We start from the raw sequence: 21,639 nt of genomic DNA on the forward strand, positions 1-21,639 counted from the left end.
TCCTTGCAAAACATCTTGTGAAGGATCTGACATGGCTTTGGAACACCAGACAGTGGCGGTGATCGGCGGCTCCTCGGGCGTGGGGCTGGAAACCGTGCGGCGGCTCGCGGCGGCCGGCGCGCGCGTCTTCGCGGCGGGGCGCGACAGGGAGAAGGTGCGGCAAGCCACCAGCGGCCTGGGCGGCAGCGTGAGCGCGCATGGGGTCGATGCCTGCGATCGGGGGGCGCTCGATGCGTTCTTCGAGACCACGGGGCCCATCGACCATCTGGTGCTCACGCTCAGCGGCGGCGAGGGCGCGGGCGAGTTCGCGCAGCTCGACCTGTCATCGCTGCGGCGCGGCTTCGAGGCCAAATTCTGGCCGCAGCTCGAAGCTGCGCAGGCCGGCCTCAAGGTGCTGCGAAAGGGCGGCAGCATCACTTTCGTGACGGCGATCTCGGCGCGCAACGCATTGCCCGGCACGTCGGGGCTCGCCGCCATCAACGGGGCGCTGGAGGCCATGGTCGGCAGCCTCGCGCGCGAGCTCGGGCCGAGCCGCGTGAATGCGGTGTCGCCGGGGCTGGTCGATACGCCCTGGTGGAACCGCATGCCTGCCGCAGCCAAGGACGAGCTGTTCCGCCAGCAGGTCGAGCTGCTGCCCGTCGGCCGCGTCGGCCAGCCGCAGGACGTTGCGCATGCGATCGAGTTCCTGATCGGGAACGGCTACACCACGGGCACGGTCATCGAGTGCGATGGCGGCCTGCGGCTGGTCTGAAAAGAACTCAGACCAACGGCACGCGCTGCGCATCCTCCGGGTTCACGTTGCGCCGGTAAAGCATCAACGTCGCCACCAGCCCGCAGGCGGCGGCGGCCGTCATCCACAGGCCCGGCGCGCCCTTGTCGCCGGTCATCTCGATCAGCCCGGTGGCGATGGCCGGCGTGAAACCGCCGAACAGCGCCGTCGCGAGGCTGTACGCGAGCGAGAAGCCTGCAGTGCGCACATTGACCGGCATCACCTCGGTGAGCGCCACCACCATCGCGCCGTTGTAGCTCGCGTAGAGGAACGACAGCCAGAGCTCCACCTCCAGCATGCGAGCGAAGCTCGGCGCGCCGACCAGCCACTTGAGCGATGGGTACGCGGTCAGGATGGTCAGCACCGTGAACAGGATCAACAGCGGCCTGCGGCCCACGCGGTCGGACAGTGCGCCCATGACCGGCAGCCAGATGAAGTTGGAGATGGCCACGCACAGCGTGACGACCAGCGCATCGGTCGTGCTCAGGTGCAGCACCGACTTGCCGAAGGTGGGCGTGTAGACCGTGATCAGGTAGAACGACACGGTGGTCATCGACACCAGCATCATCCCGGCGACGACGAGGCCCCAGTTGGCCACCATCGACTGGAAGATCTCGCGCGCATCGGGCCGGTGCTTGCGCGCCATGAACTCCTCGGTCTCCTGCAGCGAGCGGCGGATGATGAACAGCACCGGCACGATCAGGCAGCCGACGAAGAACGGAATGCGCCAGTAGAAGTCGCCGATCTCCTGCGAGGTGAAGGTCACGTTGAGCCAGTAGCCGAGCGCGGCCGCCACGATGATCGCCACCTGCTGGCTGGCCGACTGCCAACTCACGTAGAAGCCCTTGCGCCCCGGCGTGGCCATCTCCGACAGATAGACCGAAACGCCGCCCAGCTCCACGCCGGCCGAGAAGCCCTGCAGCAGCCGCCCGACCAGCACCAGCAGCGGCGCCGCGAAGCCGATGGTGGCGTAGGCCGGCACGCAGGCGATGAGCAGCGTGCCCACTGCCATCAGCGCGAGCGTGGCGATCAGGCCCTTGCGGCGGCCCACGCGGTCGACGTACGCGCCGAGGAAGATCGCGCCCAGCGGCCGCATCAGGAAGCCCGCGCCGAAGGTCATGAAGGTCAGCATCAGCGAGGCGAATTCGTTGCCCGCCGGGAAGAAGGCCTTCGAGATCTGCGTGGCGTAGAAGCCGAACAGGAAGAAGTCGAACATCTCCATGAAATTGCCGCCCGTCACGCGCAGCACGGTGGCGAATTTCGAGGAGGAGGAAGAAAAGGCGCTGGAAGAAGCGGTGCCTGAAGCGGCGCGGTCGGCGGCCGCGGCCGATGGTTGCGCGGCGGATTGCGCAGGATTCATCTCGTTGTCCCCTTGGGCGGTGTCGTTCACCCGAGGGTAGGCCGGGGTTCCCGACCACCGCCTGACCGCGCGAGTCAGGTACCTGTCACTGCCCGTGGGGCGTCGTCAGCTCTTGTACTTCACCGAGCAGCCGTAGGGCCGCGTCGAGGCCGTCGAGATCGGCTTGCCGCCGAAGGCCTCGCCGAGCGCCTGGTTCACGTAGTTGGTCGCGCTCTTGATGTCGTCCGGCCGCGCCGAGGCGATGCTGTCGATGCCGCCGGCATACACCAGCATGCCCTTGGGATCGATGATGAAGATGTGCGGCGTGGTGCGCGCGCCGTAGGCCTGGCCGATCACGCCGTCCTCGTCCATCAGCACCGCGGTGGGCGCGGCCTTCTGCGACTTCATCCAGGCGTCGAGCGCGGCGGGCTGCAGGTAGTCGCTGGCCGCGCGCTCGGTGGAATTGACCGACAGCCAGACCACGCCCTGGGCGGTGGCGGCCTTCTGCGTGGCGGGCATGTTGCCGCTGTTGTAGTGCTTGCGCACGAAGGGGCAGCCCGGGTTGGTCCACTCGAGCACCACGAACTTGCCGGCAAAGTCGGACAGCTTGTGCTTGGCGCCGCTGGTGTCCACCGCAACGAAGTCGGGCGCCTGCTGGCCCACGGCGGGCGCGGCGAAGGCATGGTTGCCCATCAGGAAGGTGGCGCCCAGCGCCACGGCGGCCGCCACCACGGCGCGGCGCGAGGCGCGGCTGAGGGCCGCGCGGGCGTGGCGCGCGGCACGAATGGAACGCGAGTCGGACGATGGCGAAAGTGTCATGGCCAGCTGGAACTCCAAAAGAAAAAACGAACAACGGCGACAGCTTAGGCCGCTTTGCTCATGTGAATGTGACAACCCATGTCAGGCCGGGGGTCAAAGCGCGGCGAGCGCGGCGCGCACCTCGTCCTTGCCCAGGATCTCGGTCAGCACGACCGGCGCCTTGCCGGGCGCCTGCAGCACATACAGCGGCACGCCGCTGCGTCCGAGCGCGGTCAGGGCGGCGGTGATGGCGGGGTCGCGGCGCGTCCAGTCGGCGCGCAGCATCGCGACCTTCCTGCGGTCGAAATCGGCCAGCACCTCGGCATCCGCCAGGGTGGCCTTCTTGTTGTACTGGCAGGTCACGCACCAGGCGGCCGTGAAGTCGATGAACACCGGCTGCCCGGCGCCCGTGAGCTCGGCCACGCGCTCGGCCGACCAGGGCTGCCAGCGCTGCCCCGCGGTGGCCGCTATCTTGGCCGGCTCCACCGTCTGCAGCACGTTGCGTCCGATGGCCGCGGCCAGCACCGCGGTGAAGGCGACCATCAGCGTGGCGATCACCAGCCGCGTGCGGCCGCGCAGCGTCAGTGCCCAGACGATGGCGGCCATGCACACCAGCAGCGCGAGCAGCGTGCCCGCGCCGTCGATGCCGCTTTGCTGGCCCAGCACCCAGACCAGCCAGGCCACGGTGGCGAACATTGGGAACGCCAGCAGCCGGCGCAGCGTGTTCATCCAGGGGCCGGGCCTGGGCAGCAGCAGCGCCACGGCCGGGATGAAGCCCGCGACCAGGTACGGCAGCGCCAGGCCCAGGCCCAGCGCGGCGAACAGCAGCAGCGCCTGGGTGGCCGGAAGCCCGATGGCAAAGCCGAGCGAAACGCCCATGAACGGCGCGGTGCAGGGCGAGGCGATCACCACCGCCAGCACGCCCGAGAGAAAGTCGTTGGCAATGGGATGCCGGGCCTGGGCCGAGCACAGCGACAGGGGCGCCGCGCGGCCGAACTCGAACATGCCCGCCAGGTTGAGCCCGATCAGCGTGAACAGCGCCGCCAGCGCTGCCACCACGGCCGGCGATTGCAGCTGGAAGCCCCAGCCGAGCTGGGCGCCGGCCGCGCGCAGCGCCAGCATCGCGCCGCCCAGCGCGAGCACCGAGAGCATCACGCCGGCGGTGTAGGCCAGGCCCGCGGTGCGGTGCGCGCGGTGGTTGCCGGCCTGCCGCGCGAAGCCCAGCACCTTGATCGCGAGGATCGGGAAGACGCAGGGCATGAGGTTCAGCAGCAGCCCTCCGAGCAGCGCACCGAGCAGCGCGGCCATCAGCGTGACCGTGGGTTGCGGCGGCAGTTCCGAAGAGGTCGATGAAGGAGCGGCGGCCGCATTGGCGGCAAGGGCCGCCTGCAGCGCGGGCGAAACCTCCGCGCGCGGCGCAGCGGCGGGCCAGCTGCCGCTGACGGGCGCCTCGGCACGCCAGGCCACCGGCTGGCCCGGCTGCCGGTCGGCCTCGGCCAGCGCCACCACCAGCGGCAGGGTCGTCGGGCTGGCGCTGCGCTGGTCGGCCAGCGGCAGCGTGGCGGTCCAGGTGCTGCCTTGCCAGCTTTGTGTCCAGTCCTTGCCGGATTCGGCGGCGGTGCGGATCAGCTCGGGCGTTTCGGGGAAGAAGCCCAGGGTCTTGCCGTGGATCGAGGCGGGCAGGCCTTCCAGCCGCACCTGCAGCGTGTTGCCGCTGACCTCGACGGCGCCCGGCTTGCCCAGCGGCTGCGGCTGCGCGGCCTGCGCCGCGTCGAACTCGGCCTTGTGCAGCGCGGTCGAGCCCTGCAGCGGCAGCGCCAGGGTGAATTCGCCTTCCTCGGGAATGCATTCCTTGCGGCACACCAGCCAGCTGGCCTTGAGCCGCACGTCGAGCGCCGAAGCGCCGGCGCCCAGGGCCAGCGGCGGCTTGAAGTTGCTCGACACCTCGAGCGGCACCGGCAGCAGCACCGTGCCTTCGTAGCCGTAGTTGGCGAGGTTGCCGACCGGGATCTTGCGCGGCACGGGCCAGGCGATCTCGCCGGCCGCCACGCCGCTCGGCAGCGTCCAGTTCAGTTCGGTGGGCAGGCCCGAATCGCCGGCGTTCTTCCAGTAGGTGTGCCACTCGGGCTGGTGGGTGATCTGCAGCCCGACCCAGACCGGTGCGCCCGGCGCAACGCCCTCGGGCGCATGCGCCACCAGTTCGGCGCGCACGTGGGGGGTGGTGACCACCGCGCCCGGTTTTGATGCCAATTGGGCCGCAGCCGGCATGCAGGCTGCGGCGGCTGCTACCAGAAACGTAGCGATGTGAAAACGGGAAAAGATCATGCCGTCAGTCGGAGCAGGGGAGCGGTGCGAAGTTCCGGTCGATTGCGCGGGCTCAGGCGGCCCAGCCCAGCACCACGCGGCGGCTGTTGGCGCTCTTTTTCTCGATCTTGGTGACCATCACCGCGCCGATCTCGGCGGTGTTCGCAACATGCGTGCCGCCGCAGGGCTGGAAGTCGATCTGCGCCTCGCCTTCGCCGCCGATGCGGATGGTGCGCACCGTGCCCGTGCCGCGCGGCGGCTGCACGCTCATGCTCTTGACCAGCGCGGGATTCGCGTCGAGCTCCTCGTCGGTGATGGCGCCCACGGTCAGCGGATGCGCGGCTTCCACCAGCCGCGCGAGGCCGGCCGTCAGCGCTTCCTTGTCGAGCGGATCGGTCATGTGGAAGTCGATGCGCGCGTAGTCGGGCGTGATCGAGCAGCCGTTCACCGGCACCGGCACCAGGTGGCACAGCAGGTGGCTCGCGGTGTGGAAGCGCATCAGCCGGTGGCGGCGCTCCCAGTCGAGGCGCGCGGTCACGGCGGCGCCGGGTTCGAGCGCGGCCAGCAGTTCGGCCTGGCCCGGCGCGGGCACATGGACGACTTCCTGCGTGGGCTGGCCTTCCTCGTTCTTCGCCTTGCGGGTGTCGGCAATGACGATTTCGCGGCCGTCGGCCAGTGCCAGCACGCCGGTGTCGCCGGCCTGCCCGCCCCCCAGCGGATAGAACACCGTGCGGTCCAGCACGATGCCGGTATCGTCGATGCGCAGGATGCGGGCTTCGCAGGCGCGCAGGTAGGCGTCGGCGCGGAACAGGTCGTCGGTCATGCGGCCGATGGTAGCGGCGATGCGTGAACGGGGTGCGCCCACGCCCAAAAGCGCCCATGGCCGACAGCCCATGCCGGTGCCGTCCTCATGATTTGCCGAAGGAACGCCGAAGCGAACGAAGAAAGAAGAAAGGCGGCCTCCGCGCCGCAGCAACCAAGGAGCGCGAATGAAGGTACCGAGCATCGCCATTTCCCCGCTGGCCGCCGTGGCTGCAGCGCTGGCGCTGGCCGGCTGCGGCGAAACCGCCAAGCTGGCGCCCGAGGCCACCACCGGGCCGCGTCCGCAACTGGCCGAACCCCACAAGACGCTGATTCCCACCGTCAACGTGGCCACGGCGGTCGGCTGGACCGACACCGCCGCCCCCAAGCCCGCCCCGGGCCTGCGCGTGAACGCACTGGCGCGCGGGCTGGACCATCCGCGCTGGGTCTACACGCTGCCCAACGGCGACGTGCTGGTGGCCGAAAGCAACAAGCCGCCCAAGCCCGAAGGCAGCGACGGCGCCGGCGGCCTGATGGGCAAGATCCGCAACTGGGTCATGGGCAAGGTCATGGGCCGCGCCGGGGCCAACGTGCCCAGCGCCAACCGGATCACGCTGCTGCGCGATGCCGACGGAGACGGCGCGGCCGAGGTGCGGCAGGTGTTCCTGTCGAACCTGAGCTCGCCGTTCGGCATGGCGCTGGTGGGCAACGAACTGTTCATCGCCAACGCGGACGCGCTCGTCAAGGTGCCCTACACCGAGGGCCAGACCACGATCGGCGCAACGCCCACGGTGGTCACGCCGCTGCCCGCGGGCATCAACCATCACTGGACCAAGAACGTGATTGCCAATCCCGAGGGCACCAAGCTCTACGTCACGGTCGGCTCCAACAGCAACATCGGCGAAAACGGGATGGCCGCCGAAGAAGGCCGCGCCGCCATCTGGGAAGTGGACGTGAAGAGCGGCCAGAAACGCCTGTTCGCGGGCGGCCTGCGCAACCCCAACGGCATGGCCTGGCACCCGGAGGCCAAGGCGCTGTGGACCGTGGTCAATGAGCGCGACGAGATCGGCAGCGACCTGGTGCCCGACTACCTGACCTCGGTGAAGGACGGCGCCTTCTATGGCTGGCCCTGGAGCTACTACGGCAGCAAGGTGGATGCGCGCGTCACGCCGCAGAACCCCGAAATGGTGGCCAAGGCCATCGCGCCGGACTATGCGCTCGGCGCCCACGTCGCGGCGCTGGGCCTGGTGTTTTCGGACGGCCGCGGCATGCCGCCCCAGTTCGCGAGCGGCGCCTTCATCGGCGAGCATGGCTCCTGGAACCGCAAGCCGAAGTCGGGCTACAAGGTGGTGTTCGTGCCGTTCGCCGGCGGCAAGCCGAGCGGGCCGCCGGTCGACGTGCTGACCGGCTTCCTCTCGGCCGACGAAAAGGCGCACGGCCGCCCGGTGGGCGTGGCGCTCGACAAGAGCGGCGCGCTGCTGGTGGCCGACGACGTGGGCAACGTGGTCTGGCGCGTGTCGGCGCAGGCGAAGTAGCGCGCGGCCTTCATCGTTGTTGCGGCCGCGCGATGCGATAGAGCCGGTGCCGCCGCAACGCATGCCCCTCGGGCACGGCCGGGTGATCGAAGGCGCCCTCCAGGTCCTCGCGCATGCCCAGGCGCTCCATCACCGCCGCCGAGCGGTGGTTGCCGAGCGCCGTGAACGCCACGATCTCTTCGAATCCCAGCCGCTCGAAACCCATCTGCAAGGCGGCGCGCGCGGCCTCGGTCGCCAGCCCCTGGCCCCACCATTGGCGGGCGAAGCGCCAACCGACCTCGACGCAGGGCGAAAAGGGCAGCGCGGCCAGCGGCACGTTGAGGCCCGTGAAGCCCGCGAACTCGCCCGATGCCTTGTGCTCCACGGCCCAGAGGCCCCAGCCCTGCTCGGCGATGCGGGCGCTGATGCGCGCGGCCAGCGCATCGCTGTCGGCCCGCGTGGGCACCGGCAGCAGGAATTCCATCACCTGCGGATCGGCCGCGAGCGCGGCAAATGGCGCGAGATCGCTCTCGCGCCATTGCCGCAGCCGAAGGCGCGGGGTTTCGAATTCGATCGGGGGCTGGATGCTGTCGGCCATGCGGCCGATTGTGCTCAGAACCCCGCGAGCACCACCTTGCCCTGCGCCTTGCCGCTCTCGATCAGCGCATGTGCCTTCCTGAGGTTGGCGGCGTTGATGGTTCCGAAGCTGGCGTTCGCGGTGGTGCGGATGCGCCCCGCATCGACCAGCGCAGCCACCTCGGCCAGCAGCGCGCCCTGCTCGGCGATGTCCGGCGTTTCGAAGCGCGAGCGCGCGAACATCATTTCCCAGTGCAGCGAGATGCACTTGGTCTTGAGCGGCATGGCGTCGAGCGCCGGCAGGTCGTCGATCACCGCGAGCTGGCCCTGGGGCTTCAGGCTTTCGATGATCTGCGCATAGTGCTGGCCGGTCTGCGTGAGGCTCGCGACCATGTCGACCTCGCCGATGCCCGCGGCCTGGAGTTCGGCCGCGAGCGGCTTCGAGTGGTCGATGACTGCGTGGGCGCCGAGCGCGAGGCACCAGGCCCGCGTCTCGGCGCGCGAGGCCGTGGCCACCACGCGCAATTGCGTGAGCTGGCGCGCGAGCTGGATCAGGATCGACCCCACGCCGCCGGCCCCGCCGGTGACCAGCAGCGTCTGGCCCGCGCCGCCGTTCTTCGGCACCTGGAGGCGGTCGAACAGCAACTCGTAGGCGGTGATGGTGGTCAGCGGCAGCGCCGCGGCCTGCGCATCGTCGAGGCTCGTGGGCGCGAGCGCCACGATGCGCTCGTCCACCGCATGCAGTTCCGAATTGGCACCGGGCCGCACGATCGAGCCGGCGTAGTACACGCGGTCACCCACCTTGAAGTTCTTCACGCCGGCGCCGACGGCCTCGACCGTGCCCGCGGCATCCCAGCCCAGCACCTTGGCCTGGCCGGCTTCGGGCGCCATGTTCCTGCGCACCTTGGTGTCGACCGGGTTGACCGAGATGGCCTTCACGCGCACCAGCAGGTCGCGCGGGCCGGTCACGGGGGCGGGCAATTCGATGTCCTGCAGCGACTCGGGGTTGTCGATGGGCAGGGGCTGGTAGTAGCCGATGGCTTTCATGGGGAGGACCTTTCCTTGTGTGTTTCCCGGACGATGGCTCGACTGTAGGATGGCAACCAAGAATTGATAAGACCGCCTCGATGAGCAACACTTTCAAATGAAGATTGAAAATATCTCGGACCTCCAGGTGCTGGTGCAGACCGCGCGCGGCGGCACGCTCACGGCCGCGGCCCATGCGTTGGGCATGACGCCGGCGGCGGCCAGCGCCACGCTCAAGCGGCTGGAAACGCAGCTCGGCGCCCGGCTCTTCGAGCGCTCGACCCGCGCCATGCGCCTGACCTCGCAGGGCCAGACGCTGCTCGACTACGCCGTACGCGCCTTCGAGCTGCTGGACGAAGGCGAATCGCTGGTCACGGCCGAGCGCGGCGAGCTGGTCGGCACCTTGCGCGTGGCCGCCCCGTCGGACCTCACGCGCAGCACGCTGCTGCCCTGGTTCGACGAATTCCTGGCGCTGCACCCGGGCGTGCAGCTGTCGCTGTCCGTCGGCGACCGGCTGCTCGACGTCACGCGCGACGAGGTCGACGTGGCGCTGCGCTACGGCGCGCTGGCCGATTCGCGGCTGGTGGCGCGGCCGTTCGCGCTGACCCATCCGCTGCTCACCGCATCGCCAGACTACCTGCGCCGCCACCCCGCGCCGAAGACGCCGCAGGACCTGGTGCATCACAACTGCCTCACCTTCGACCGCGGCGGGCGCCGCCATCGCACCTGGCGCTTCGCGCAGAACGGGCAGTGGACCGAAGTGCGCGTGAAGGGCGACCGCAGCGTGGACGACGCTTCGCTCGCGCGCGAGTGGGCGGTGGCCGGCCGCGGCATCACGTTGAAGTCCGCGCTCGACGTGCGCAACGACATCAGCACCGGCCGGCTGGTGCACCTGCTGCCCGAATGGGACACCGAGCCCTACCCGCTGCACGCATTGCTGCCGAGCGGGCGCTTCGTGCCCGCGCGTGTGCGGGCGCTGGTGGATTTCCTGGCGCTGAAGTTCGAGGCGCTGACGGCCGTCAGATCATCGGCGTGACCGCGCCGTCCATCGCGACGATCGCGCCCGTCACATAGCTTGCCCTCGGCGAGGCCAGGAACACGACCGTGTTGGCAATTTCCTGCGGCGTGGCGATGCGCCCGAGCGGCAGCCGGGCCGTGGCGCGCTGCAGCGCCTCGTCGCTGCCGATGCCCTGCAGCTTCGCGTCCGCCTTCAGGCCTTCCTGCAGCCGCTCGGTCAGCGTGAGGCCGGGGTTCACCGCGTTCACGCGCACGCCCTTGGCCGCATAGGCCGCGGCCATGCCGGCGCTCACCAGCATCAGCGCCGCGTTGGCCGCGCCGCCGGCCATGTGCACCGGGCTCGCCACCTTGCCGCCCTGGCCGATCACGTTGACGATCGCGCCGCGGCCGCGCCGGCCCATGCGCTTGACCACCGGATCGATCATGTGGATGTAGGTGAAGTACTTGGCATCCATCGCGTCGTGCCAGGCGGCGGCATCCAGCTCGTCGGGCGGCGTGCGGCGCGCGGCGCCGGCCGAATTGACCAGCACGTCGACCGGGCCGAAGGCCTGCTCGGCCGCATCGAGCGCGGCCACGGCGCTGGCCGGATCCTTGAGGTCGGCCGCATGCACCGAGACCCGGCCCCCGGCCTGCGCGAACGCTTCGGCCAGCGTCTTGCGGCCCCGCTCCAGGTTCTGCAGGTCGCGCGACACGAGGCTCACGCGCGCGCCCTCCTGCAGGAAACCCAGCGCGCAGGCCAGGCCGATGCCCTTGCTGCCGCCGGTGATGAGAACGTGCTGGTCCTGGAGCTGGAGATCCATCGAAAAGTCCTTGAAGGGTTGCTGCGAACCCGGGCGATTGAATCACCGACGCGAAACCCCTGCAGCGATGCGGCCGTACCGGTCAGCGCGCGGCGGTGGCCGTTTGCAGCGCGGACTCCGGCAGGCCGCGGGCCGCGTCCTCGGCATGGCGCAGCTGACCGTCGCGGTCGTGGTGCACCAGCAATTGGCGGGCGCGCTGCCAGGTGGACAGGCGCGCCGGCGGCACCGCGATGTAGGAGGCCAGTGCGAACAGCGACGACTGCTCCTGGTCCGGCGGCGTCTCGCGCAACTGCTGCAGCCGGCGGAACGGCGCCATCAGCAGCATCGAGACCAGGATCACGCCGATCACGGTGGCATAGAGGCCCAGCAGGTGCAGCACCTCGGGCTGCGAGCGAGCGCCGAGCACGTAGGGCCAAGCGTACCAGACTGCGCAGAACCAGATCGCCACCGTGACGGCCGGGCGCAGCACGCGCAGCCACAGGTACATGGCCAGCGTGCGCCGCGGCGAGCGGCCACTGCCGAAGGCGCGCAGCGAAATGCGCGCGGCATCGATGATCGGCTCTTCTCCTTTGGGCTGGCCCCAGGAGCGGCGCCGTACCGGCGGCGGGGTGTGGGATTCAGGGTGGTGGTGCATCGGAAACTCCTCGGTCAGGGCTCGTCCACACCGCACGCTTGCCGCGGCGGCGCATCAGGGCTTTGGGAAGGGCGATGACGGTGGCCGCCATCGTGATGGTCCAGAAAGCGATCGGGTACCAGATCGTTCCGGCGAAATAGCGCAACAGGTCGCGGTCGTAGCGGCGATCGATCCACAGGCTCAGCAGCATCTGCAGGATGCAGGTCATGGCCAGCAGCGTGCCCTGCCAGTGCGGCAGCAGCGCCGAATGCCAAGCCGACGCCGCGGGCAGCCACGGCCGCAGAAAGCCGATGAGCAGCACCAGCGCCATCGCATAAGCCCACACCACGCTGACCATGTACTCCGCATAGATCAGCCACATGCGCCATTGCCGCGGCCGCAGGATGCGCGTGGTGTAGCGCAGCATGGTCTGGATGCCGCCGACGGCCCAGCGCAGGCGCTGCTTCCAGAGGCCGCGCAAGGTCTCGGGCATGAGGATCCAGCACAGCGCGCGCGGCTCGAAGCGCAGCTGCCAGCCGCCGAGCTGGAGCTTCCAGCTCATGTCGATGTCCTCGGTGAGCACGTCGGGGCTCCAGAAGCCCACGTCGATCACGGCGCGGCGGCGGAACATCGCGATCACGCCCGACACCGTGAACAGCGTGCCCACCAGCTGCTGCGAGCGCTTGATGAGTCCGATGATCGAGGAGAACTCGCCCACCTGCATGCGCCCGAGCAGCGTGGTGCGGGTGCGGATGCGCGGATTGCCGGTCACGGCGCCGATGCGCTCGGACTCCAGCATCGGGTTCAGCATCCAGGCAATGGCGTTGGCGTCCACCAGCGCATCGCCGTCGATGCCCAGGATGTACTCGCCGCGCGCGAGCTGGCAGGCGGTGTTCAGGCCCACGGCCTTGCCCTGGTTGCTGGCGTTGTGGATCACGCGCAGGCGGCTGTATTCCTGCGTCATCGCATCGAGCAGCTCGCCCGTGCCGTCGGTGCTGCCGTCGTTGACCGCGATCACCTCGAAGTTCGGATAGCGCGTGCGCATCAGCTGCTCGATCACTTCGCGCAGGTGGGGCGCCTCGTTGAAGCAGGGCACCACCACCGTCACCAGGGGGCGCGACGCAAGCAGGTCCAGCGGATCGATTTCGACGTCGCGCCGGCGTTCGAACACCCAGGCATGCGACAGCCCGCCCGCCATCCAGACATAGGCCATGAAGAAGGGGTAGTAGAAGACGAAGCCGAACAGCAGCGGTGGCAGCGCCTCGGACAGGGCGTGGAAGGTGGTCATGGCGAGCGGCCCTCTTCGGGTGGCGGCGCCAGGGCGGGCAGCGCGCGCGGCAGCAGCGCGCGCACCGAGATCGCGCGGCGCACCACCTCGAGCGAGGGCTGGTTGGCGAGGAAGTCGTCGGGGTAGTAGCCCAGGTGCCGCACGCCCATGCGGTGCAGCAGCGTCCACTGGCGCGCGAGTTCCTCGTCCGGCACGGGGCGGCCGGTGCGCCAGTCGCGCGCCTGCAGTTCGAAGACGGTGCCGTCCAGGCCGCGCGGCGTGCCGGCCGCGCGGCGCGCAAGGCGTGCGAGCCAGGCCTGCGCATCGGCCTCGTGCTCCATGCGCGGCATGGCCATCAGCGCCACGTAGTCGTAGGCCGCGAGCGCAGCTTCGTAGTCCTGCGCGAACCATTGTTCCGCCGCGGGTTCGAGCACCGGCCGCGCATAGAGATTGCGCGCGGTTTCCAGCCCGGGCCGCCAGGCGCCCACGCGTGCGGCGAGCTCCTGGGTGAATGCCGTCAGGTACCGCGTCTTGGCACGGGTCCAGCGCGCCATCAGGGCCGGGTCGGCGCGGATGGCCGCCACGTCGGCCGGCAATCCCCAGCGGCCGTATTCGGCGAGCGCGGGCGGGCTGGCGTCTTCGTCGTCCGACAGCATCGCGTCGTCGTGGAACAGCAGCCCCTCGAAGAAGGCATGGCGCCCGAGGTCTTCGTAGATGCCGCCGACCAGCGCGCGCACTTCGGGGTCGAAGGGCGAGAGCCGGTGGTAGCGGTCCGCGGGTGTGCCACCGTCCGCGGTGCGTACCGTATGCGCCGCGAGCGGGTTCGACGCCGGCAGGCGAAACGCCATCACCGGCATCCAGGCATAGACCTTCACGCCGGTGCGGCTACGCAGCTGCCAGGCCGCGCGGCCGAAGAGGTCGGCGCGCATCGGCAGCTGGCGGTTCGGAAAATAGAGCGCATCGGCCACGCCGTCGCCATCGGGATCGGCATAGGCCTGCAGGAACACGGCGCGCGGACGTATGGCCGCGACGCGGTCGAGCAGGGCCGAGAGGTTGCGCTCCTGCTGTGCCGGATCGGGGTCGTAGACGTAGTCCAGGTCGACGTGCATCACGCGGTTGACCGGCCGCAGCTCGCCGCCCACGGGGCTGCTCAGCAGACGGGCGTATTCGGGCGCCTCGTTGTCGTAGGCCACCAGCGCGCGGCGGATCCGCGACAGCGGCACCGAGGCCGTGTTCGGCCCGTCGTCGAGGGTGAAGGTGACGGGCATCCCCGCGCGCTCGGCGGCCTTCAATGCCGCGCTGTTGTAGGCGCCGTAGGGCCACACCATCGCGCGCACCCTGGCGCCGGTGCGGGCCTCGATGATGCCGCGGCTGCGGCGCAGGTCGGATTCGATGCGCTGCACGTAGGCGGCGTCGTCCTCGTAGCGGCCCGTGGCCGGGTCGTAGCGGTGCGTGGCGGCGGCCGGCAGCATGTTGCCTTGCGGATTGGCCGGCACGCCGTTGTGCATGGCATGGCTGTGGCTCGCCAGCTCGACCAGGCCGGAGCGCGCCATTTCGGCGGCCTCGCTCCAGCGCAGGAAGTCGCCGCGCGGCGCGGGCTTGTCGCCGTAGGGAACGCTTGCGCCCTCCGGCACGTCGAGCCAGCTCGTCACCAGCGCCAGCAGCGCGGGATAGCCGAAGCGCTTGAGCAGCGGGAAGACCTTGGTGTAGGCGCTGCGGTAGCCATCGTCGAAGGTCAGCAGCACGGGCTTGGGGGGCAGCGGCCGGCCGCCGGCGCGCGCATCGATCGCCTGCTGCAGGCTGATGGGGTGGTAGCCGTTGTGCCGCAGCCAGGCGAACACCTCGGCCAGCGTGCGCTCGTCGATGGCGGTGCCGTCGGGCGAACTCTCGAAGCTCGCGCGCACGTTGCTGCGCACGTCGTGGAAGGAGAGCACGCGAAAGCTCAGGCCGTCGTCGGTATCGGCGGGCGGCAGCGGCTGGGCCGCGCCGGGCAGCGCGAGCGCCAGCAGCAGCCAGGCCATGGCCGCGCGCAGCAGGGTGGTCAGGTCGGTTCGCATCAGGGCAGGGGCATCGAAAGATTCAGGAAGACGCTGCGCTGCCGTTCGCGCACGCCGTCATAGGGATGGCTGGAGATACCCAGCCCGTAGCGCAGGGTCAGCTTCGGCCCCAGGTTCCACCTGTGCTCGTAGCGCACGCTCCACAGCGGGCCAGTGCCGAAGCCGGCCTGGCGATAGCTGCCGCCGCCGATCTCCACGGCCTGGAAGAACTGCCTGTCGTCGCTTTTCCAGTGGAGCCATTGCGCACGCACGGTGAGCAGGGCGCTGGCATCGCGGGGCGGGCTGAAGTACGCAACCTCCTGCTGCCGGCCGCGGCTGGCGCCGGCGCTGAGCCGGGTCTCGAGCTGGAAGCGCGGCGTGCTGACCCAGCGTTCGCGCCACGTGAAGTCGAGGGCGTTGCGCAGGTTGCCGTCGCTGAAGTCGAGCCGCTGCCATTGCAGCTCGAAGCGGCGCGACTCGTTGACCACGTGGCTCACGCCCAGGCCGGTTTCGCGCGCACCGATGCGTGCAATGCGCGCCTTCCAGGGCAGCTCCTTGCTGTCGCCGTCGAAGGTGGCCGAGAGCCGCCATGCGTCCCCGGCGCGGTAGTCGACGCGCGCGGCCGCGCTGGTGCGATAGGGTCCGGTGTTCGAATGCTGCACGGCGCCCTCGGCCAGCCAGCGGCCGCGCTGCCAGGCGAGTCCGATGCCGCCGCGTGCCCAGTTTCCGTTGCCGTCCGAAGTGTCTGCGCGGCCCAGCACCTGGTCGTAGAAGATGCGCCATTCGTCGTCGATCAGCCCCGAGCTGAGCCGGCTCGCAACACGCCATTCGCGGTTCGCGATGGCGGCGGCGCCGGAGGCTGCCTCGGCATCGAGGTCGAGCCGCGGGCCGGTGGCTGCGCGCCGCTTGCGGGCCAGGTCGCGCACCTGGGCGGTGTCGGGTGCGTCGGCCTCGAGCGATTCGGCGCGGCGGCGGGCCTCGCGGAATTCGCCGGCATCGAGCAGCGCCTCGACATGGCCGGCGCGTGCGCCGATGTCGTGCGGGTGGTCGGCGGCCAGTGCTTCATAGCGCGCGAGCGACGCCTCGGGGTGGTCGCGCAGCCGTTCGGCCAGGCCTGCGCCGGCGGCGAAGCCGGCGTTGAGAGGCGCTTCGCCGGTCAGCAGCGCGAAGCGCCGCTGCGCGAGCGCATGCCGGTCGCCGTAGAGCAGCAGCATGGCGCGCATGCCGTTCGCTTCGGTGTACTCGCCATTCGGCAGGCCCGCCTCGGGCGCGAGGCGCAGCGTGGCGGGCGTGGCGCCCTCGATGCGCGCGAGCAGCGCATCGGCTTCCTCGAATCGGCCGGTATCGAGGTAGGCGTAGGCCAGCCCCTGGTAGATCGGATCGGCGGCCGGCAGTGCCGGGCCGCTGCCGGCCACAGCCGCCTCGAACAGCGGCACCGCATCGACCGAGCGGCGTTCCTGCGCGAAGGCGCGGGCCGCGGCGCCGAGCGCATAGGGCGGCAGCACCGATCCGTCGGCGCGCAGTGCCTCGAACAGCGCAATGGCGTCGGCCGGGCGGCCGCGCTCGACCAGCGCCAGCAGCCGATCGGACTGCAGCTGCAGGCGAACGGAGCGCCACGCATCGGCATCGGCAGGGTCGGCGTGCAGTGCCGATGCATCGAGCCGGGCCAGCGCGAACTCCTGCTGCGCCAACACCTTGTCGAGTGCGGCCACGCGCGCCGCACCGACGCGCTCGTCGCGCTCCAGCACCGCCCAGCGCAGTTGCTGTGCGAGCGCCTGCTGCTGCAGGGTGCACAAGACCAGCGCCGTGAAGGCGCCGGGATTCGCGCGCTCCGCCGCTTCGGCTTCCTCGAAGGCCGCGGATGCGGCACCGCTCGACGCCAGCAGCAGTTCGGCTTCGCGCTGCGCATCGCGCGAAGCCGGCAGGCGGGCGCGCCAGACGGCGATGGCCTCGCCCTGCAGCGCGAGGTCCTGCGTGCGGCGCGCCGCCAGGGCCAGCGCGCCGAGCGCGTAGTCGTGCAGGCTGGCAGGCGGCCCTTGGCGGCCCAGCGCCGCGGCATCGGCGAACTGGCCGTCTGCGGCAGCGATCGCCACGGCATCGGAAATGATGCGTTGCCGCTCGGCATGGCCCGGCGCTGCCGCCAGCCATGTCCTCAACTGCTGCAGCGCCTGCAGCGCCTGCAGCGGCGCGATGCGATGCGCGCGATAGGCGGCGATCAATGCATCGTGTTGCTGCGGCGTATAGATGGCCGCAGCGTGATCGGCTGCCGCGGGCGAGGCAATGGCAACCGGGGCCGCCGGTGCGGCGGAGGCGCCGAACGCCAGCAGGCAGACGACCGGAGGCAGCTTCCGCAAAGCCTGTGTGAGGTATCGAGGCCATGGGTCGGCCGGCGCCGCATTGCGTCCAGCCACGACCGTGCCTCCATCGTTCTTGTGGATTGACACTCTGCTCCCTTTGATAGCACTCCTGCACGGCGAATCGCCGTTCAGGGCAGAACTTCTCGAAGCCACGAAAGCTGTATTGAAAAGTTCCTAGAAAGTGACTCTATGGGAGTTTGTTAACAAACTACTCACAAGCGATGAAAGATGTGACCAGAGCGTGAACTGATTCGCAGATCAAGGGGCATCGAGGCTTCCACGTGCGCTTCGCACGGGCCATCTGGGCGCCGGCAGCGCCTCAGCCTAAGATCGCGAGATGCACGCACAACCGGCCTCCCTGCCCCGCTTCTGGTCCCAGCTCACCACGCGCGATTTCGCGGCGCTCGACGCGGCTGCCACGGTCGCGGTGCTGCCCCTCGGCGCCACCGAGCAGCACGGGCCCCATCTGCCGCTGGGCGTGGACACGGTGCTGGCCGACGGCATCGTCGCCGCGGCGCTGCCGCTGCTGCCGGCCGCGCTGCCGGTGCTGTTCCTGCCGACGCAGCAGATCGGCCTGAGCCCCGAGCACGCGCGCTTCGCGGGCACGCTCACGCTGTCGGCCGAGACCTTGATCCGCATGTGGAAGGAGATCGGCGCCGGCGTGGCGCATGCCGGCGTGAAGAAGCTGGTGCTGTTCAATGCGCACGGCGGCCACGTGGGCGCGATGGACATCGTGGCGCGCGAGCTGCGCGCGGCGCACGGCCTCATCGTCTACAGCGTGAGCTGGTTCAACCTGCCGCTGGGCGATGCGGGCGCGCAGTTCGGCGCCCACGAACACCGCTTCGGCGTGCATGCGGGCGAGATCGAGACCTCGATGATGCTGGCCCTGGCGCCGCAGCAGGTGCGCATGGGCGAGGCGAAGAATTTTCGCTCCACCTCCGAGCAGCGCGCGGCCGGCTACGCGATTCTCGGCAACGGCAAGAGCGCCAAGCTCGGCTGGGCCATGGAGGACTACAACGCACAGGGCGCGGCCGGCAACGCCGCCGCCGCGACGGCGCCGCGCGGGCAGGCTGTTGTCGATGCGGCTGCGGAGCAGCTCGCACTGTTGCTGGCGGAGGTGTCTCGGATGCCGCTGGATACGGCCCGTACGGGGCCGCTGCCGTAGCCGTTCAGGCCGCCCAGCCAACGCCCCCCAGCACCTCGGCAAACATGCCGGAATCGACATTGCCGCCGCTCAGGCAGATGCCCAGCGTCTTTCCGCGCCAGCGCTCCTGCTGCTGGAGCGCACCCGCCAGCGCCGCGGCGCCAGCGCCTTCGGCCACGTTGTGCGTGTCGCTGAAGAGAATGCGCATGGCCTCGGCCACCTCGTCGTCGGTGACGGCGATCACGTCGTCGGCCTCGCGCAGGATCACCTCCAGCGATTCGGGCACCGGCGTGCGGCAGGCCATGCCGTCGGCCAGCCGCGTGCCGGCCGGCGACTCGACGGGCCGGCCTGCGCGGAACGAATCGCGGTACGCCGTGGCATGCGCCGACACCACGCCGACGAGCCGGGTCGACACGCCGCAGTGCGCCCGCGCGGCGGCCCCGGCCGCGAAGCCGGAGCCCAGCCCGATCGGGATGAACAGCACGTCGGGCGGCGCATCTTTCAGTGCGCTGAAGAATTCGACATACGCCGTCGACACGCCGCGCACCAGCTCGCGGTGGAACGAGGGCACGCGGTGCATGCCGTCGCGCTCCGCAAGCAGGGCCGCATGCTCCGCGGCCGCCTGGAAGTCGTCGCCATGCTCGACCAGCTGCACGCCCAGTGCGCGCATCGCGGCGTTCTTCTCGAGCGAGTTGCCATGCGGCACCACGATGGTGGCCGCGAGCCCGTGGCGCCGCGCCGCAAAGCCGACCGACTGCCCGTGGTTGCCGCGCGTGGCGCTGATCGCATGGCGCACGCCGGGTTGCTCGCGCGCCAGCGTCTCGAAATAGGTCAGCCCGCCGCGGATCTTGAAGGCGCCCGCGGGCGTGTGGTTCTCGTGCTTGGCCCACACCGTGCAGCCGAGGCGCTGCGCGAGCAGCGGCCATGCGTACTGCGGCGTGGGCGGCATGGCGGCACCCACGGTGCGCTGCGCGGCTTCGATTTCTTCGCGGCTGAATCTCACGCGCTTTCCTTTTTCACTTGCGTTCCGTCAGCGCCACGCGCACCGCCAGTGCGGCCAGCACGCTGCCCATGACGTAGCGCTGCGCGCGCAGCCAGCCGGCGCTTTGCGAGAGCACGGCCGTGATGCTCGCGGCGCCGAGGATCATCACGGTGTTGACCGCGGCGCTGCTGGCCATCTGCGCGACGCCCAGCTGCATGCTCTGCAGCAGCACCGAGCCGCGCTCCGGATGGATGAACTGCGGAAAGAACGAGAGGTAGAACATCGCGACCTTCGGGTTCAGCAGGTTGGTGAGAAAGCCCATGCGAAACAGCTTGCCCGGCGGATCGGCCGGCAGCGCGCGCGGCTCGAAGGGCGCATTGCCGCCGGGCCTGACCGCCTGCCATGCGAGCCACAGCAGGTAGGCTGCGCCGGCCAGCCGAATGGCGTCGAACGCGAGCGGCACGGCCAGCAGCAGCGCGGTGAGGCCGAGCGCGGCTGCGAACAGGTGCGCAAGAAAAGCCATCATCACGCCGCCGAGCGAAACCAGTCCGGCGCGCCGGCCCTGGATCAGCGTGCGCGACACGCAATAGATCATGTTCGGCCCCGGCGTGAGCGCCAGCAGCAGCGAGGCGAGTGCGAACCAGGCGATTTCGGTCAAGCTCAGCATGTCAGAGTCCTTCGGATTGAAGCGTGACGGGGCCGCGGGGCGTGTCGAGCACGGCCGCCAGGTTGGGCGCGCCGGCCTGCACCGCCAGGCCGGCCATGCCGATGGCCGACAGCGCCGCAGAAAGGTCGGCCGCGCGCGGATGCGTGGCCTGCAGCGAGCGCATCGCCAGCCCCGAGGCCGGCATGGCGTCGGTGGGGTGCACCGGGCCCCACTGGATCAGCGTGGGCAGCGCGCCGTAGAAGAGGCGCTGGCCATCGTCGCGCACCGTGATCTGCCATTCGAGCCGGCCGGCGGGCGTGTCACGCGAGGCTTCGAGCAATTGGCCGCGGTCGATGTGCGCGTGCTCCTCGCGCGCCAGCGCCTGCAGCGCGGCGTGGGCGTCGGGCACGCGCGCGACGAAGTGCACCAGCCGCGGTCCGCGCCGCACAAGCCCGGCCTGCAGCACGGGGTCGTCGAGGTCGAACCAGCGGCGCGTGCCGGGGCGCGAGGGCCGCTTGCCGGGCTCGATCGCGATGATTTCGAGGTAGGCCTGCGGGAACGCCTCGGCCGCGATGTTCAGCAGCCGGTTGTGCGTGCCCATCAGCGGATGTGAGCCACCAGGGCCCGGCGTGACGCCCAGCGTGGCCTCGCACCACGCCACGCCCTCAGCCAGCGAGGCAGCGGCGATCACCAGATGGTCGAGTTGCGCGCGCATGGTGCTTTGCCTTACAGCGTGACCTGGCCGTCGATGCAGGTCACGGCATCGCCGCCGACCCACACCTTGCCGTCGGCGTCGCGCTCGATGTACACGCGCCCGGAACGGCCGAGGCACTGGCCCTGCGCGGCCGTGTAGCGCGCGGGCATGTGGCCGTCGGCAATCAGCCATTCGGCCAGGCTGGCGTTGAGGCTGCCGGTGACCGGGTCTTCCTCCACGCCGATGGGCGCGGCAAAGGCGCGCACCTCGAGGTCGATCTTCGGGTCGTCGTCTCCGGTGGCAACGGCCTTGCCGCCGAAGGCGCGCGCCTCGCGGTTCGAGCGGCCGATCAGCATCGACGAGCCCTGCTCGGCGGGCATGCCCGCCACGCCGGCCTTCACGCCCAGCTCCTTGAGCATGCGGTGGTCGGGCACGAGCCGCAGGACCGTGTCCGCATCGCTCAGCAGCAGGCCGAACCACACCGGGCCGTTGTCGAGCACCTGGGCCGCGACCACCTGCTGCGCCTTCAGGCCCAGCGCGCCCGCCACCTTGGCCAGCAGCGTGGGGCTGGGCGCGCTGCGCTTGAGCGGCGGGGCCGAGAAGGCCAGGCGTTCGCCTTCATGGCGCAGCGGCACCAGGCCGGCCGCGCACTGCTGCACGATCCGGCCCGCCGCCTTGGGCTTGCCGCCGGCCTGCAGCCAGGCGTGGCAGCTGCCGATGGTGGGATGGCCGGCAAAGGGTAGCTCGCCGCCGGGCGTGAAGATGCGCACGCGGTAGTCGGCCGTGGGATCGGTCGGCGGCAGCAGGAAGGTGGTTTCCGAAAGATTGGTCCACTGCGCAAAGCGCTGCATCTCGGCGTCGTCGATGCCACCGCCATCGAGCACCACGGCGAGCGGATTGCCGAGGTAGGGCGTGGCGGTGAAGACGTCGACTTGTTTGAACGGGCGGGGTTTCAT

The 21,639-nt window shown here is 70.4% G+C and carries 19 protein-coding genes; 4 read left to right on the forward strand and 15 right to left on the reverse strand.

What is annotated here, in order from left to right; translation table 11 throughout:
• The first annotated feature begins 31 nt into the window (after window positions 1-31).
• Window positions 32-751 (forward strand): SDR family oxidoreductase, encoded by a 720-nt coding sequence (locus ACAM54_RS03380; RefSeq protein WP_369649834.1) that lies wholly within the window; start codon window positions 32-34, stop codon window positions 749-751.
• Between the two features lie 7 nt (window positions 752-758).
• Here the strand turns inward: ACAM54_RS03380 and ACAM54_RS03385 are convergent, their stop codons facing one another.
• The 4 genes from ACAM54_RS03385 to ACAM54_RS03400 form a co-directional block, all read right to left on the reverse strand.
• Window positions 759-2,129, reverse strand: a complete 1,371-nt coding sequence (locus ACAM54_RS03385; RefSeq protein WP_369649835.1) for an MFS transporter — start codon at window positions 2,127-2,129, stop codon at window positions 759-761.
• A gap of 105 nt (window positions 2,130-2,234) precedes the next feature.
• Window positions 2,235-2,927 (reverse strand): thioredoxin family protein, encoded by a 693-nt coding sequence (locus tag ACAM54_RS03390; RefSeq protein ID WP_186454149.1) that lies wholly within the window; start codon window positions 2,925-2,927, stop codon window positions 2,235-2,237.
• 93 nt (window positions 2,928-3,020) lie between these two features.
• A complete protein-coding gene (locus tag ACAM54_RS03395) occupies window positions 3,021-5,231 on the reverse strand; it encodes a protein-disulfide reductase DsbD family protein (RefSeq protein WP_369649836.1) in 2,211 nt (736 codons plus the stop codon).
• A 52-nt stretch (window positions 5,232-5,283) separates the two neighbouring features.
• Window positions 5,284-6,033, reverse strand: coding sequence for an alanyl-tRNA editing protein (locus ACAM54_RS03400; protein WP_369649837.1), 750 nt, complete (start codon window positions 6,031-6,033; stop codon window positions 5,284-5,286).
• Between the two features lie 166 nt (window positions 6,034-6,199).
• Between ACAM54_RS03400 and ACAM54_RS03405 the strand changes: the two genes are divergently transcribed.
• Window positions 6,200-7,546 carry a sorbosone dehydrogenase family protein gene (locus ACAM54_RS03405; RefSeq protein ID WP_369649838.1) on the forward strand — a complete coding sequence of 449 codons (1,347 nt, stop codon included), beginning with the start codon at window positions 6,200-6,202 and terminating at the stop codon, window positions 7,544-7,546.
• A gap of 10 nt (window positions 7,547-7,556) precedes the next feature.
• Here ACAM54_RS03405 and ACAM54_RS03410 read toward each other — a convergent pair whose 3' ends face one another.
• Window positions 7,557-8,123: a GNAT family N-acetyltransferase gene (locus ACAM54_RS03410; RefSeq protein WP_145742286.1), complete on the reverse strand. Its 567-nt coding sequence runs from the start codon at window positions 8,121-8,123 to the stop codon at window positions 7,557-7,559.
• A 14-nt stretch (window positions 8,124-8,137) separates the two neighbouring features.
• Window positions 8,138-9,148, reverse strand: coding sequence for a zinc-binding alcohol dehydrogenase family protein (locus tag ACAM54_RS03415; RefSeq protein WP_369649839.1), 1,011 nt, complete (start codon window positions 9,146-9,148; stop codon window positions 8,138-8,140).
• Window positions 9,149-9,245: 97 nt separating this feature from the next.
• Between ACAM54_RS03415 and ACAM54_RS03420 the strand changes: the two genes are divergently transcribed.
• Window positions 9,246-10,163 (forward strand): LysR family transcriptional regulator, encoded by a 918-nt coding sequence (locus tag ACAM54_RS03420; RefSeq protein ID WP_369649840.1) that lies wholly within the window; start codon window positions 9,246-9,248, stop codon window positions 10,161-10,163.
• On the opposite strand, the gene ACAM54_RS03425 is transcribed toward ACAM54_RS03420, so the two are convergent.
• The 5 genes from ACAM54_RS03425 to pgaA form a co-directional block, all read right to left on the reverse strand.
• The gene (locus tag ACAM54_RS03425) at window positions 10,147-10,944 is read right to left on the reverse strand and encodes an SDR family oxidoreductase (RefSeq protein WP_145742281.1); all 798 of its coding nucleotides are present in this window, start codon (window positions 10,942-10,944) and stop codon (window positions 10,147-10,149) included. The genes ACAM54_RS03420 and ACAM54_RS03425 overlap by 17 nt on opposite strands.
• 82 nt (window positions 10,945-11,026) lie before the next feature.
• Complete coding sequence (locus ACAM54_RS03430) at window positions 11,027-11,578, reverse strand: PgaD family protein (protein ID WP_369649841.1); 552 nt, start codon at window positions 11,576-11,578, stop codon at window positions 11,027-11,029.
• Complete coding sequence (gene pgaC / locus ACAM54_RS03435) at window positions 11,562-12,845, reverse strand: poly-beta-1,6-N-acetyl-D-glucosamine synthase (RefSeq protein WP_369649842.1); 1,284 nt, start codon at window positions 12,843-12,845, stop codon at window positions 11,562-11,564. Before pgaC ends, ACAM54_RS03430 begins: the two co-directional genes overlap by 17 nt.
• The gene (pgaB, locus tag ACAM54_RS03440; RefSeq protein ID WP_369649843.1) at window positions 12,842-14,881 is read right to left on the reverse strand and encodes a poly-beta-1,6-N-acetyl-D-glucosamine N-deacetylase PgaB; all 2,040 of its coding nucleotides are present in this window, start codon (window positions 14,879-14,881) and stop codon (window positions 12,842-12,844) included. The genes pgaC and pgaB overlap by 4 nt, the downstream gene beginning before the upstream one ends.
• The gene (gene pgaA, locus ACAM54_RS03445; protein ID WP_369649844.1) at window positions 14,881-17,214 is read right to left on the reverse strand and encodes a poly-beta-1,6 N-acetyl-D-glucosamine export porin PgaA; all 2,334 of its coding nucleotides are present in this window, start codon (window positions 17,212-17,214) and stop codon (window positions 14,881-14,883) included. The genes pgaB and pgaA overlap by 1 nt, the downstream gene beginning before the upstream one ends.
• Window positions 17,215-17,554: 340 nt before the next feature.
• Between pgaA and ACAM54_RS03450 the strand changes: the two genes are divergently transcribed.
• Complete coding sequence (locus ACAM54_RS03450) at window positions 17,555-18,382, forward strand: creatininase family protein (protein ID WP_369649845.1); 828 nt, start codon at window positions 17,555-17,557, stop codon at window positions 18,380-18,382.
• Between the two features lie 4 nt (window positions 18,383-18,386).
• On the opposite strand, the gene ACAM54_RS03455 is transcribed toward ACAM54_RS03450, so the two are convergent.
• The 4 genes from ACAM54_RS03455 to ACAM54_RS03470 are packed head-to-tail and all read right to left on the reverse strand — an operon-like array spanning window position 18,387 to window position 21,639.
• The gene (locus ACAM54_RS03455; protein WP_369649846.1) at window positions 18,387-19,364 is read right to left on the reverse strand and encodes a threonine dehydratase; all 978 of its coding nucleotides are present in this window, start codon (window positions 19,362-19,364) and stop codon (window positions 18,387-18,389) included.
• Window positions 19,365-19,377: 13 nt separating this feature from the next.
• Window positions 19,378-20,010, reverse strand: a complete 633-nt coding sequence (locus ACAM54_RS03460; protein WP_192325339.1) for a LysE family translocator — start codon at window positions 20,008-20,010, stop codon at window positions 19,378-19,380.
• A 1-nt stretch (window position 20,011) separates the two neighbouring features.
• On the reverse strand, window positions 20,012-20,704 hold the full coding sequence (locus ACAM54_RS03465) for a VOC family protein (protein WP_145742265.1): 693 nt from the start codon (window positions 20,702-20,704) through the stop codon (window positions 20,012-20,014).
• Window positions 20,705-20,715: 11 nt separating this feature from the next.
• Complete coding sequence (locus ACAM54_RS03470; protein WP_369649847.1) at window positions 20,716-21,639, reverse strand: PhzF family phenazine biosynthesis protein; 924 nt, start codon at window positions 21,637-21,639, stop codon at window positions 20,716-20,718.

This window comes from Variovorax sp. V93 (assembly GCF_041154485.1).
Classification (GTDB): Bacteria; Pseudomonadota; Gammaproteobacteria; order Burkholderiales; family Burkholderiaceae_C; genus Variovorax; species Variovorax beijingensis_A.